Annotated in this window: 10 protein-coding genes and 1 tRNA gene; 4 read left to right on the top strand and 7 right to left on the bottom strand. The window is 72.2% G+C overall.

Going from position 1 to position 13,429, the window contains the following annotated elements; translation table 11 throughout:
* Nucleotides 1–104: 104 nt before the first annotated feature.
* Nucleotides 105–2,642 carry a hypothetical protein gene (locus D6689_05470; GenBank protein RMH43301.1) on the bottom strand — a complete coding sequence of 846 codons (2,538 nt, stop codon included), beginning with the start codon at nt 2,640–2,642 and terminating at the stop codon, nt 105–107.
* A complete protein-coding gene (locus D6689_05465) occupies nt 2,585–5,440 on the bottom strand; it encodes a VWA domain-containing protein (protein RMH43300.1) in 2,856 nt (951 codons plus the stop codon). The genes D6689_05470 and D6689_05465 overlap by 58 nt, the downstream gene beginning before the upstream one ends.
* On the opposite strand from D6689_05465, the gene D6689_05460 reads away from it, so the two are divergent.
* Nucleotides 5,439–6,203: a Stp1/IreP family PP2C-type Ser/Thr phosphatase gene (locus D6689_05460; GenBank protein RMH43299.1), complete on the top strand. Its 765-nt coding sequence runs from the start codon at nt 5,439–5,441 to the stop codon at nt 6,201–6,203. The two genes, D6689_05465 and D6689_05460, sit on opposite strands and share 2 nt — an antisense overlap.
* Nucleotides 6,200–6,601 carry a hypothetical protein gene (locus D6689_05455; GenBank protein RMH43298.1) on the top strand — a complete coding sequence of 134 codons (402 nt, stop codon included), beginning with the start codon at nt 6,200–6,202 and terminating at the stop codon, nt 6,599–6,601. The genes D6689_05460 and D6689_05455 overlap by 4 nt, the downstream gene beginning before the upstream one ends.
* Before the next feature lie 204 nt (nt 6,602–6,805).
* Here the strand turns inward: D6689_05455 and D6689_05450 are convergent, their stop codons facing one another.
* A complete protein-coding gene (locus tag D6689_05450) occupies nt 6,806–7,744 on the bottom strand; it encodes an NDP-sugar synthase (GenBank protein RMH43297.1) in 939 nt (312 codons plus the stop codon).
* 8 nt (nt 7,745–7,752) lie between these two features.
* Nucleotides 7,753–8,649, bottom strand: coding sequence for a GNAT family N-acetyltransferase (locus D6689_05445; GenBank protein ID RMH43296.1), 897 nt, complete (start codon nt 8,647–8,649; stop codon nt 7,753–7,755).
* A 114-nt stretch (nt 8,650–8,763) separates the two neighbouring features.
* Between D6689_05445 and D6689_05440 the strand changes: the two genes are divergently transcribed.
* On the top strand, nt 8,764–10,092 hold the full coding sequence (locus tag D6689_05440) for a UDP-glucose/GDP-mannose dehydrogenase family protein (protein ID RMH43295.1): 1,329 nt from the start codon (nt 8,764–8,766) through the stop codon (nt 10,090–10,092).
* Here D6689_05440 and D6689_05435 read toward each other — a convergent pair.
* The 3 genes from D6689_05435 to D6689_05425 all read right to left on the bottom strand — a co-directional run bounded on the left by D6689_05435 (nt 10,056) and on the right by D6689_05425 (nt 12,750).
* Nucleotides 10,056–11,024 carry an NAD-dependent epimerase/dehydratase family protein gene (locus tag D6689_05435; GenBank protein ID RMH43294.1) on the bottom strand — a complete coding sequence of 323 codons (969 nt, stop codon included), beginning with the start codon at nt 11,022–11,024 and terminating at the stop codon, nt 10,056–10,058. The two genes, D6689_05440 and D6689_05435, sit on opposite strands and share 37 nt — an antisense overlap.
* Nucleotides 11,021–11,764, bottom strand: coding sequence for a TlyA family RNA methyltransferase (locus tag D6689_05430; GenBank protein ID RMH43293.1), 744 nt, complete (start codon nt 11,762–11,764; stop codon nt 11,021–11,023). Before D6689_05430 ends, D6689_05435 begins: the two co-directional genes overlap by 4 nt.
* 452 nt (nt 11,765–12,216) lie before the next feature.
* Nucleotides 12,217–12,750 (bottom strand): hypothetical protein, encoded by a 534-nt coding sequence (locus tag D6689_05425; GenBank protein ID RMH43292.1) that lies wholly within the window; start codon nt 12,748–12,750, stop codon nt 12,217–12,219.
* A gap of 215 nt (nt 12,751–12,965) precedes the next feature.
* Between D6689_05425 and D6689_05420 the strand changes: the two genes are divergently transcribed.
* A tRNA-Ala gene (locus D6689_05420) sits at nt 12,966–13,039 on the top strand.
* Nucleotides 13,040–13,429: the final 390 nt, after the last annotated feature.

The raw sequence follows: 13,429 nt of genomic DNA, 5'->3' as shown, positions 1-13,429 counted from the left end.
CGCCTCGACGACGCCATCGAGCAGTCCGGCCCGCAGCCAGCCCGCGCGCACCGCTTCCATCGCTGGCAAGGATAGCGCGGCCACGCGCGGGTCGTCCAGGCGGGTTACGGCGCCGTGTCGCGGCAGCAGCGGAAGCCGACGTTGGGAAACAGGAACGAGTCGTCGGCGACCGTGAAATCGAAGGAACACGAGATGCCGGCCGCGGTGTTGTTGTACGAACCGCCGCGCAGCGGGTTGACTCCGGGGCTGCGCGCCTGCGCCCACTCCTTCACGTTGCCGGACAGGTCGTAGACGCGATCGGATGCGCTGCCCCAGTCGGCGAAACAGGCGGCGCGGTCGCCCGTCGGCAGCAGGCAATCCTGGTCGCCGGGCGCGGGGTCGCAGTCGTAGTCGTTGCCGTTACACGTATCGGGTTGGTACGTCCGGCACGACGTCTCGTACGACCAGCCGCAGCCGAACGGCGGCCCCGCGTTGGTCGGCGTATACGCCGGATCGGTGGTGATGACGATCTTGTCGACGCGAAGACCGTCCTCTCGCATCCACAAATTGATCGTGTGGACGCCGGGCGTCGACACGTCGAACCGCGCGCGCGAGTTGCCGTCCATCGTCGTGCTCGACCAGGTCCACGACGAGTTGAATCCGGTGATCCGGTCCGAGGTCGACACGCCGACGCCGTCGAGTCCGACGTGACAGGAGTCGTTGTTGCCCGGGTTCTGCGGGTTCTGTTCTGCCAGTCCGCGGATCCACACGTAATGTGTGCCCGTGGCCACGAAGTCGACCTGGTAGTCGAGTCGTGGGCTGCTGGTCTCGTAACCGGTGTTGTAGTTGTCGCCGTCGTTCGGTTGCGCGTACATCGCCGCGCTGCCGCTGTAGCCCGCCTCGGCGGTGTCGACGATCCAGGTGTCGGTCACACCCGCCGTGTTCGCGTCGAACACTTCGGCCTCGAGCACGATCAGGTTGCCGGGACCCGAATCCTGCGTCACCGGCGACCGCGGCGCCTCGCACGCCGCCTGCCACTCGGCCTCGGTGCACAGGCGCGCGCCGATGGCGGCGCACGCGGCCGCCGCCTCGGGGTAGGTCACGTTCGTCCACGGCAGCGCGCCGGGCTTCGAGCAGGGGCGCGCGGTGCTGGCGCCCGGGTCGGTGGCGGTCGCGTCGGGGCGCGATGCCTCGTAGCGGAAGATGTAGCGGGTGACGCCGCCGACCGCGATCGCCGCCCAATCGTTGAGGTCGCCCTCGTCGATCTCGCCGTCGCAGTCGTCGTCGAGCCCGTTGCACGCCTCGGGGCCGGCGGTCCCGCCCGGCGACGTGATGACGCACTCCGCGGTGGTCGGCCCGGTGCACTGGACGGTGCCCGTGCCCTTGCACACACCGAGGTTGCCGTCGTCGCAGGGGGTGCCGAGCGTGGGATACGCCTCGTCGATCTCCCCGTCGCAGTCGTTGTCGATGCCGTCGCACAGCGTCTCGGGAACGATCGCTCCGGATGCGTCGGTCTCCACCGGCGGCGCGTACTGGCACACCCAGCCCGACGGCGTGCACACCGGCACGGTGCCGGCGCACGCGCCGTCTTGATCGCAGATGTCGGGCGGAACGAGATCCTCGTCCACCAGCCCGTCGCAGTCCTCGTCCGCGTTGCCGTCGCCATCCGGGTCGCCGCACACCTCGGCGCCCTGGATCTCGCATTCGTACTCGCAGCCGTCGCCGTATTCGCCGTTGAGGTCGTGGTGCCCCGGCAGGCAGGTGAGGATCTCGCAGACGCCCATGTTGCACCGCGGCACCGCGAACGGTGCGCTGCACGCGGTCGTGCAGTCGCCGCAGTGGGTCGGGTCCGACATCAGATCGAAGTCCTCGTCGGCCGTCCCGTCGCAGTCGTTGTCCTTGCCGTCGCACACGTCGAGCGTCGGCTCGACGTTGCCGACACACTGGATGACGCCGCCGATGCACTGCTCGACGCCGAGCGCGCACTCGCCCTCGTCGGTCGTGCCGCACGCGCCGGGGCTCGCGGGCGTGCCCTCGTCGAACTCCCCGTCGCAGTCGTTGTCCTTGCCGTCGCACACCTCGGGGCTCGGACCGCGGTCGCCGACGCACTGGACCTCGCCGTCGATGCACTGGGTGATCCCGCTTTTGCATTCGCCGACGTCCGTGCCGCACACGGCGCCGCCGCCCGGATCGCCGTTGTCGACGGTGCCGTCGCAGTCGTTGTCGAGCCCGTCGCACACCTCGGGCACCGGCGCGACGTAGGCGCCGCCGCAGCGAAGCTCGCCGTCGACGCACTCGAGCGTGCCGGCGACGCACTCGCCGACGTCCGTACCGCACGGCGCGCCGACATCCGGCACGTCCTCGTCGACGGTGCCGTCGCAGTCGTTGTCCTTGCCGTCGCACACCTCGACGCCGCTCGGCACGCAGGCATCGGGTCGCGGCCCGGCGTCGGCCGGAGCGCCGCCGTCGCCCGCGTCGATGCGGCCGCGCGCGTCCGCGGCCCCGCCATCGCCGACCGCGCAGTTGATGCAATACGCATCGAAACTGCACCCGGCCGCGCCCGACGCCGCGGCGGCGACCGCGACGAGGACCCACCCGCGCGGCGTCATCGCCGGCCTCCGCGCCGCCGCCGCAGCGCGGCGGCCACCAGCGCCACGAGCCACGCGCCCGCGCCGCCGCTGCCGCCGTCGCCCGGGGCGCGACAGCCGCAGCCGCCGCCGCCGGCCGATACGTATTCGAACTCGGGCGGCGGCCCGGCGTCGGGCGGGTGGACCTGGTCCGGGTCGTAACACGTGCCGTCGACGCAGACCTCGCCCGGGTGCGGGCAGTGCACGCCGGCGCACACGTCGGGGCCGCAGTCGCCGGTGAGCGGATCGCACGCCTCGCTGGCCGGGCACGTCACGCCGAGGCAGCGGTTCGGCTCGCAGGTGCCGCCCGCCGGATCGCACACCTCCGCGGGACCGCAGGGCGACGCGGCGCACGGGTCGGCCTCGCACGCGCCCAGCCGGCAGATCTGGCCCGCCGGACACTGCACGGCGCCGCAGGAGCGCACGCAGTCGCCCTGGTAGCAGTATTCGTCGGCGCCGGCGCACGCGACGTCGTAACACGGGTCCGCGACGCACTCGCCGGCCACGCACAGCTCGCCCTCGCCGCAGCGCTCGGGGAAGCCGGCGCAGTCGTCCGTGACGCACTCGCCGGTGTCGCGGCGACACACGAGCGGGTCCGGGCAGGTTACGTGGTCGCAGATCGGCTCGCACGTGCCGTCGACGCACTCGGTCGCGTCGCCGTCCTCGTTCGGGCCGCAGTCGACGCCGTAACACCGGTCGACGAGGCAGTACCCGTCGACGCACACGCGGCCGACCGGGCACGGGAACTCGTTGTCCTCGCACGGGAACGCGCACTGGCAGGCGACGCAGGTGGCACCGGGCATGCACAGCGCCGGCGGCTGCTCGTCGACCTCGCCATCGCAGTCGTTGTCCTTGCAGTCGCAGATCTCCGGGCCGGCGGGCTCGCCGCCGACGCAGGTCCACTCGCCGGCCACACACACGAGCTCCCCCGGGCTGCACAGCGTCCCGCCACCGTCGCACGGTCCCATGGTCCCGAGATCCTCGTCCACCAGCCCGTCGCAGTCGTCGTCGAAGCCGTTGCACTCCTCCGGCATCGACGTCGTGCCGCCGGAGCACACCAGCTCCCCGTCGACGCACTCGGTCATGCCGACGCCGCACGTGGTGCCGCACTCGACGCTCGGGATGTCCTCGTCGACCGCGCCGTCGCAGTCGTTGTCGAGCCCGTCGCACACCTCGACGCCCGGCTGGACCTCGCCGAGGCACGGGCCCCACGCGCCGTCGATGCACACGTGGACGCCGGGCGTGCAGACGCCGGTGTTCGGGTTTCCCGGCGGGTCGGGCAAGTCGGTACACGTCTCGGACATGCCGTCGACCGCGCCGTCGCAGTTGTTGTCGATGCCGTCGCACACCTCGGGTTGCGGCAGCACCGCGTCGCAGCCGACCCACTCGCCGGCCACACAAGTCTCGGTGCCTTCGGTGCACGGCGGCAGGTCGAAGCCGCACGTGCGGGTGAGGCCCTCGTCGACCTCGCCGTCGCAGTCGTTGTCGATGCCGTCGCACACCTCGGGCGTGCCGCAACCGGTGCACACGCCCCCCTCGTCGACGAGCCCGTCGCAATCGTTGTCGACGCCGTCGCACACTTCGGGGATGCTCGGGTCCGGCGGCTCGTCGTCGGTGCCCATGTAACAGTTGTCATCGACGCCGTCGCAGTCGTCACCCGGGTCGACGCACAGGACCGGCATCGACGTCGGCGGGCCGAGCCGGCCGTCCTTGTCGCAGTACTTCTGGAAGCCCTCGTCGATCAGGCCGTCGCAGTCGTCGTCGATCCCGTTGCACACCTCGATCTTGAGCGTGTCGGCGATGATCTGGTTGAACGCGATCGACAGCTCCTCCTCGTTTTGCGCGTAGAACCCCTCGCACGTGTTGGGATCGCCGTCGTCCGGGGCGCCGCCGGCGTGCGCGATGCCCTCGATCTGGGGATCGCACGGCGCCTTGCCGAAGCCGATCGCCTTGGTCTGGACGCGATAGACCTCGGGGGTGCCGTCGCCGTCGACGTCGACCGGAGTCGACAGCAGCGACGCGGCCGCCGCCTGGGTGCCGGAAAACGGCTCGCAGGTCTCGTCGCCGTCGGTGAGCGAGATGACGATGTACGGGCGGCACTGCTCGCCGCTCGGCAAAAACTTGTCGCGGAGCGGATCGCTGCGGATCGGATCGCCCGGGGCGGCGCCGTAGATCGGTGCCAGGTCCGTCGCGTAAAACGGGTCCGCGCCCTGGAAGTAGCGCTGCGCGCCGCGCAGCGATCCGCCGATCGGCGTCCACCCGGTCGTCGCCATCTCCGGATCGACCGCCGGGTCGTAGCCGCAGCCGCCGCATGTGAAGTTGGACCACGCCAAGATCGCGTCGGCGTTGTCGTCGGTGAGCGGCACGAGCAGTTCGAACCGGTCCGGGCTGTTCATCGTCGATGTGCAGCCGTTGCCGTTGGACTCGTTGCACGCCTGGCAGTCGATGCCGCCGCCGTCGCAGTCGTTGCACGTCGCGCCGGTCGCGTCCGCGCGGAACCGGGCGAGCGCGAACACGGCGTCACCGTGCGTGTTGACCAGCTTCTGGATGGCGCAGCGGGCGTGGTCGAACCGCGATGTGCCGCCCGAGCACGTCTCCGGCGGGCCGCTCACGGCGCTGTCCATCGAGCCGGACACGTCGAGGATGAGCACGATGTACGGCTTGACCGTCTCGACGTCCTGGGCGAGCGCCCACCCGGGCGCCGCGGCGATGACGGCGGCGACTGCGGTCGCGATGCGCATGGTCCGCGATTGTAACACTCGGGAAATTGGTCTGAAATGGTAAAGCTGGTAAGGTTGATCACGCATGAGCGTCTCGTTCCCGCTCGACGGCATGCGCGTCCGGTTCGCCGGCGAAACCGATGTGGGGCGCAAACGCGACCACAACGAGGACGCGTTGTACCTGCCGGAACACGAGCGGATCGCGATCGTCGCGGACGGCATGGGCGGTCACGCATCCGGCGAGGTCGCCAGCCGGATGGCGGTCGAGACGATCGTCCGCTACTTCCTCGAAACCGCCGACCAGCAACCGCTCACATGGCCCTACAAGGTGGACCGCGGCCTGCGCGCGGACATCAACCGGCTCACGGTGGCGATCATGCTGGCCAACCTGGAAATCTACGAGCTGGCCCAGAGGGACGCCAAGTGCAAGGGCATGGGCACGACCGTGGTCGCGACCTACTTCCTCGACGACACGATGCTCATCGGCCACGTCGGAGACAGCCGCGTGTACCGCTATCGAGACGGTCGCCTCACGCAGATGACCGAGGACCACTCGCTCATCAACGACTACATCAAGATGAAGCGAGTCACGGCCGACGAGGCGCAGAACTGGCCGCACAAGAACGTGATCGTGCGCGCGCTCGGCATGAAGGAGACGGTGCAGGTCGATATCCTCACCGAGCAGCCCCGGATCGGCGACGTCTACCTGCTGTGCTCCGATGGCCTGTCCGGCATGCTCACGGACGCGCAGATCGCGCACGTGCTCGACAGCGAGCCGGACATCAACAAGGCCGTCGATCGGCTGATCGAGGGCGCCAACGAAGAGGGCGGCATCGACAACATCACGGTCGTGCTCGCCCGGATCGAACCGCTGTGACCGGAGCCTGGACCCGCGCCGCGCTCGTCGCCGCCGCGTGCATCGCCGGCGCGACGGGATGTAAGAAGAAAGCGGACGACGAGCCCGATCCGTGGACGGCGCCGCCGGTGATGTCGGACGCGGAGCAACAGCGCGGCCGCCAGGCATGCGAGGCCTACGTCGCGCGGCTGTGCGCATGCGCGGAGTCCCGGCCGGAGTTGGCGGAGTCGTGCCGGCTGGCGCAGGCGCAGCCGGAGGCGCTGGCGCAACTGTTCGGGATGCTCAACGGCAAGGAAGGGGCGCTCGGCCAGCGAGAGCTGCGCGAGGCACAGCACACGGCGCGGCGCATCATCAAGGACTGCTTCGAAAAGGACGCCGCGCTCGACCCGGCGACGTGCCCGCGGCCGCCGCGCCGGTGACGCCGCGGCCGGGTCGCGGCTTCCGCGGGCTCGCGCGGCCCGATCCCCGCGGCCGGGTCGCGGCTTCCGCGGGCTCGCGCGGCCCGATCCCCGCGGCCAACTCGCGGCTTCCGCGGGCTCGCGCGGCCCGATCCCCGCGGCCAACTCGCGGCCTCCGCGGGGCTCGCGCTGTGCGATCGCCGCGGCCGGGTCGCGTCGCCGCGGTCACGGCAGCGCGATCGGCGGCGGCGGCGGCTCGCCGGGCGCCGCCGGCCACACGACGGCGCGCGTCACGCGGGCCCCCGCCGGGACGATTCCGCCCGGGCACACCACCGCGTCCGGCCCGACGCGGGCGCCGGCGCCGACGCGCGCGCCGGGACCGATGCGCACGGGCGGCACGACTTCGGCGGTCGGGTGCACGTCGGCGCCCGGGTCGACGCCGGTCGTCGGCGCGGGAGGAAACCGCAGCCGCGCACCGCGCGCCAGGTCGATGTTGCCCTGCACGTAGCGCTCGGGGGTCGAGTGTTCGGCGAAGTAGCCCGCGTGCTCGAAGGTGGCAATCGCGCCGGCGCCGGCGCGCAGCCACGGCAGGTAGCCTTGCCGGATCGAACAGGCCTCGCCGTCGGGCAGCCGTGCGATCACCGACGGACGCGCGACGTGAACGCCGCAAAACATGTGCTCGCCGCCGGCGAACACGTCGCGCAAGCGCCCGTCAGGGCCGACGTCGAGTGCACCCCAGTCCGCCGCGTCCGGCACGCGGCGGACCAGCAGCGTGGCGAGGACGTCGCCGGCGGCGCGATGCGCCGCCATCAATCCGTGCAGATCGGCGTCGACCACGAGCTTGCCGTTGACCACGAAGAACGGCTCGTCGGCCCCGTCGGGATCGAGCAACGGCAGGGCGCGTTTGACGCCGCCGCCGGTGCCGAGCAGCTCGGGTTCGTGCGAGTAGCGGATCCGCGCGCCGAACTCGGTGCCGTCGCCGAGCGCGGCGAGGAACCGCTCGGGTTGGTAGTGCGTGTTGATGACGATGTCGCGGATGCCGTGGCCGACGAGCAAGGCGATCCCGTAGCGCACGATCGGCACGTCGCACATCGGTAGCAGCGGCTTCGGGTACGCCTTGCCGAGAGGACCGAGCCGGGTGCCGAGGCCGGCGCACAAGATCATCGCGCGGGTCACAGCGCCTTCTCGAGCACGACGTAGTGGCGCTCGCCTGCGACGCCCGCCACCCGGTCATAAAATGCGCGCGGGCCAATCCAGGACACGACGCACGTGCGGTGGCCGGCGGCGCGCACGTCCTCGAGACACGCGACGAGCAGGGCGCTGCCCAACCCCCGGCCGCGATGCTCCGGCAGGGTGCCGGCGGGCCCGAACCAGCCCAACCCGCGGTTGTTGCCGTCGTGCGCGGCGAACGCGGCGATCGTTCCGTCCGGCGCGACCGCGACGTGGACGCCCTCGGGCGTGGTCGACAGCGCCAGGTCGACCTCGAACGCCCAGCCCTCCGAAAACGCACCGGCCACCGTGCGGCGCAGGGCGGCGCGGTCGGCGCGCGACGCGCGGCGCACCTGGTAGCCGCGCGCCGCGGCCGCCTCGGCGAGGGCGCGGGCGCGCGCGGCCGACACGTTCGGGTTGTCGCGCAGGTCGATCTCCAGGCTGGTGTTGCGGCGAACGGGCGCGTAGCCGCGGCGGCGGAACCACTCGATCGTGGGGGCGTTGCGCTCGTCGATGCCGGGAGCCAGGTAGTTGCCCGGCTGGTCCATCGTGCGCGCGCGCGCCTCGCCGCGAGCGCGCAGGTCGGCTTCGGCCGCGTCGAGCAGGGCGCGTCCGATCCCGTGGCCGAGGTGGCGCGGCGCGACCACGAACAGGCGCAGCCACCGGCCCGACGTGACCACGATGCCGGCCAGGTCGCCGGCGCGGCGCGCGCCGAACGCGCGCGCCGGGCCCGCCGGGGCGCCACCGAACAGCTTCTCCTCGGCCACGCGCGCCGCGAGGTCGAACGGTGTCGACGCCTCGAGCAGGGCGACGGCTTCGTCGAGATGGTCGTGCGACAGCGGGGCGACCTCGATCGACACGCCGGCAAGCGTACCCCGGCACGCGGCCGCGCGGTAGCGGCGGCGGGCCGCCCGCGGGCGCTTCGGCCGGGTGCGGGCGTGCGGCGCGGCGCGATTTTGGAGTAGGGTCGGCCCATGCGCATCGCAGTTGTCGGCACGGGATACGTCGGCCTCGTGGCCGGCGCAGGGTTTTCGGACTTCGGCAACGACGTCACGTGCGTGGACATCGACGCCGACCGGGTCGCCCGGTTGCGCCGCGGCGAACTGCCCATCTATGAGCCGGGCCTGGACGCCATCGTCGACCGCAACGTGGCCGGCGGCCGGCTCCGGTTTACGACCGACGTCGCCGAGGCGGTCGCCGGCGCCGACGTGGTGCTCATCGCGGTCGGCACGCCGCAGGGCAGCTACGGCGGCGGCGCACGCCTCGAACACGTGTTCGACGCCGCGCGCTCGATCGGGCGAGCGCTCACCGGGTGGGCGGTCATCGCGACCAAGAGCACCGTGCCCGTCGGCACCGCGCGCCGCGTCCGGGAAATCATCGCGGAAGAGACCCGGCACCCGTTCGCGGTCGCGTCCAACCCGGAGTTCCTCAAGGAAGGGGACGCGGTCAACGACTTCATGAAGCCGGCGCGCGTCATCGTCGGCTGCGACGACGAGCGCGGCATTGCCACGTTGCGCAACCTGTACGCGCCGTTCGTGCGCACCAACGACCGGATACTCGTGACCGACGTCCAGTCGGCCGAGCTGGCCAAGTACGCGGCGAACGCGATGCTCGCCACGCGCATCTCGTTCATGAACGAGTTGGCGCTGCTCGCGGAAGCAGTCGGAGCAGACATCGAAGCGGTGCGCCGCGGCATCGGCTCCGACCCGCGCATCGGGCCGAAGTTCTTGTTTCCGGGTCCCGGCTTCGGCGGAAGCTGCTTTCCCAAGGACATTCGCGCGCTGGCACACACCGCGCGCGGCTACGGGGTCGAACTCAGCGTGGTCGAGGCGGCCGACCGGGCGAACGAGCGGCAAAAGCGGGTGCTGGGCGCGCGGATCCGCGAGCGGATCGGCGGCGACGGAGGCACGCTGACCGGCAAGCGAATCGCCGTGTGGGGGCTCGCGTTCAAACCGGAGACCGACGACGTGCGCGAGTCGCCCGCGCTCGCGCTGATCGACGATCTGCTCGCGGCGGGCGCCGCGGTGACCGCCTACGACCCGCAGGCCATCGACACCGCGCGCCGCGAGCTCGGCGACCGCGTGACGTACGCACCGGACATGTACGCCGCGGTCGAGGGCGCGGACGCGCTCGCGCTGGTGACGGAATGGAAGGTGTTTCGCCGGCCCGACTTTTCGCGCGTCGCGGCGGCGATGCGCACGCGCGCCGTGTTCGACGGCCGCAACGTGTGGAACCCGGCCGAACTCGCCGGGCTCGGATTCGCCTACTACGGCATCGGCCGCCCGCGGAACCACTCCCAGTAGCGGGCGATTCCCGTGGCGACGTCGGTCGTCGGCGCGTAGTCGAGGTCGCGCGCCGCTTTCGTGACGTCGGCGAACGTGAGCGGCACGTCGCCCGGCTGCATCGGTTGCCGGTCGATCGGCACCGGATGCCCGGTGACCCGCTCGACGGTCGCGACGAGGTCCGCCAACGTGGTCGTTTCGTGGCCGCCGAGGTTGTAGATCTCGAACGCGCCCGGTTGCACGCGCTCGACGGCGGCGATGGTGCCCGCGACGATGTCGTCGATGAACGTGTAGTCCCGCGCCGACGTGCCGTCGCCGTAAACCGGCACCGGCTCGCCGGTGACGACCGCGCGCAGCAGTTTGTGGACCATCATGTCCGGCCGCTGCCGCGGGCCGTAGACGGTGAAGAACCGCAGCGCGCTGACGCCGAGCCCGTACAGGTCGCGATACGTCGAACACAGGAGTTCGCCGGCGCGCTTGGTGGCGCCGTAGGGCGACGCCGGCTCGAGGCACGGGTCGTCCTCGCGGAACGCGCGGCCGGCCGCGCGCTTGCCGTACACGGAACTCGACGACGCGAACGCCACGCGCCGGACGCCGGCGGCGCGGCACGCCTCGAACACCGACAGGGTGCCCTCGAGGTTGACGCGCACGTAGCGGCGCGGGTCGCGCAGCGACGGGCGCACGCCGGCGAGGGCGGCCAGGTGGCACACGGCGTCGACGTCGCCGACGAGGCGCGCGACGAGTTCTCCGTCGCAGATGTCGCCCTCGACGAGGCGGAACCGGTCGCCGGGCAGCGCCGCGCGCAGGTCGTCGGCGTTGGCCCGCTTGGGCGCCGCCGGGTACAGGAAGTCGTCGAATCGATCGAGGCCCACGACGTCGTGGCCGCGAGCGACGAGCCGCTCGCAGGTGTGCGAGCCGATGAAGCCGGCGGCGCCGGTGACGAGCACCCTCATGACGCGGGCGACCTTAGCAAAAGCAAGTACTCGACGTTGCCCGCCGGCCCGGCGATCGGCGACTCGACCGCGTCGCCGGCGGCGAACCCGTGCTGCCGCGCCCACGCGCGGATGCCGTCGACCGCGGCGAGGCGGTCCGCGGGGTCGCGGACGACCCCCCCCTTGCCCACCTTGTCGCGGCCGACCTCGAACTGCGGCTTGACGAGCGCGACGATCGGCTTGTCCGGGCCAATGAGGGCAGCGACCGGTGGCAACACGAGGCGCAAGGAGATGAACGAGGTGTCGATGACCGCGAGGTCGCACTCCTCGGGGATGTGTTCGCGCGTCGCGTAGCGGATGTTCTTTCGCTCGATCACGACCACGCGCGGGTCGGTGCGCAGCGACCACGCGAGCTGGCCGTAGCCGACGTCGAGGGCGTACACCCTCGCGGCGCCGCGCTGGAGTAGCACGTCGGTGAAGCCGCCGGTGGACGCGCCCACGTCGAGGGCGACCGCTCCCGCCGGGTCGATGCCGAACGCGTCGAGCCCGCGTTCGAGCTTGAGGCCGCCGCGCGACACGTATCGCGGCGGCGGGGCGTCGCGCACGCGCACGGCGGCGGACCGCGCGACCTGCGACGCGGCCTTGCGCGCGACGACGCCGTCGACCTCGACCGCGCCCGCCGCGATGAGCGCCTGCGCGCGGTCGCGCGACGGGGCGAGCCCGCGTGAAACCAGGAGCTTATCCAGTCGTACCCTTGACACGGCGCCGTATTGGACGCTACATGCTAGCGCGAATCCGCGCGGGGTCGCGTATGCTCCGGCGGTCCCCGACATCGACCGCGGCGGCCTGCCGCGCACAGGAGCCAGCGCCATGGAATGGTGGGAAAACTTCCGACTCATCCTGCTCAAGCCCGACAACATCCCGATCGTCGGCATGCTGTTCGTGGTCGCGTTCTTTCTCGGCTGGGGCTTCAAGGAGGCGCGGCGCAACGACCGGCTCATCGAGCAGGGGCGCCGCGACGAGATCCTCAAGGACATGCAGCGCTAATCCGGCGCCGGCGAACGGACCCGGCAGGCGGCGGCGCGCCGGGCGGCGGCGTCCGCAGTGGCGCAACGCCGGGCGACTTGGCTCGCGTGAGACGATGCACGGATGCACGCGCCGTGGCGCGACGAAGCGGCGCGCGCCGGGCGCGGGCGGCGGCGGGCGGCCGCGATCAGAAGCCCCGATAGCCCTCGATCGCGTCGAGCTTCTTCGGCATGTGCCGTTCGATCAGGGCGCGCAGGCGCGCACCGTCGAGCAGTTCGAGCGGCGCATCCGCGTCGCCCAGGCCGCCGGCATCGATGCGGTACGGGGTCATCAGGATTCCCTTGGCCGCCCCGTCCCCCTTGACCGCCTCGATCAAGTCGAGCACCTCGGCCTGCGTGACCACGTCGCCGGTCGGCTGGAGCACCGCGCGGACCACGAACTTGCTCTCGCGCAGCGGTTCCGTCGACCGGGCGATGATCTCGATGCCGTGCGGCTGTTGATGTTCGAGCGCGATGTGAAACCCGAGCGCCTCGAGCAGGTCGATCACGAGGTGCCGCCATTCGTCGTACGGCATGGCCGGATGGATGACCTCGCCCGCCGCCTCGGCCCGGCGGCGCTCGTGTTGCGCGCGGGCGACGGCGGCGTCCGGCGAGTACTTGCCGATGAGTGCGATGAGCAGCGCGCCGAGCGCGAGGCCGCCCAATGCCACGACGAAAATCACGGCTCCTCCGCACACGGCGGCGCGACCGACCGGCGGTGCCGGCCGGGGACGGGCGCGCCGCGGGGTGGCCGGATCGTCGCGACAGTCATACCGACTACGTAGCCGGCGGGGAGCGCGGCGTCAAACGCGATCGTGCACCGGCCCGCCGCGGAACGCCCTCGATCGGCCTCTTGACAGGCGCAAACGCCGCTGCTACATGTCGGCTCCTACGTCTCGGGGCTGTAGCTCAGTTTGGGAGAGCGCTAGAATCGCACTCTAGAGGTCAGGGGTTCGATCCCCCTCAGCTCCACGGATGACAAGCGGTTTCGCCGGCCGGCGGAGCCGCTTGTTCGCACCGCCCCCGCGGGGCGCAGTGGCGCCTGCCAGGCGCCGCGTGACGCTCTCGGACGTCGGTCGCCCGCGCGCCGGCGCGCGGAGCCGCCACGCTTGCGCCGTCGACGGCGCGCCCGGTGTGGCCCGCGAACTCGCACCCCGCGCGCCGTTGCCCCTCGTGCGACGCCGCCCGGGGTCCGCGTCTGCCGTCGACGGCGCGCGACGTTCGCGGGCCGTTCGGGCGGGTGCCCCGTCCTCGCGGTCGCCCCCGCCGGCGCGCCGGACAAGCAGGTGTGCCAGCAACCAGCTGGTCCTCGTGCCGTGCCCGTACCGGCGCGGGCACGGCCACCCGAGCGGCGGCCCCGGC

Source organism: Deltaproteobacteria bacterium (assembly GCA_003696105.1).
GTDB lineage: Bacteria > Myxococcota_A > Polyangia > Haliangiales > J016 > J016.
This window is presented reverse-complemented; position numbering and strand designations above follow the sequence as displayed.

Bases quoted from the DNA above. Each gene is read 5' to 3' on its own strand.
- D6689_05435 (RMH43294.1), bottom strand. From the start codon at position 11,024: ATGAGGGTGCTCGTCACCGGCGCCGCCGGCTTCATCGGCTCGCACACC.
- D6689_05450 (RMH43297.1), bottom strand. From the start codon at position 7,744: ATGATCTTGTGCGCCGGCCTCGGCACCCGGCTCGGTCCTCTCGGCAAG.
- D6689_05465 (RMH43300.1), bottom strand. From the start codon at position 5,440: ATGCCGTCGAGCGGGAACGAGACGCTCATGCGTGATCAACCTTACCAG.
- D6689_05460 (RMH43299.1), top strand. From the start codon at position 5,439: ATGCGCGTCCGGTTCGCCGGCGAAACCGATGTGGGGCGCAAACGCGAC.
- D6689_05440 (RMH43295.1), top strand. From the start codon at position 8,764: ATGCGCATCGCAGTTGTCGGCACGGGATACGTCGGCCTCGTGGCCGGC.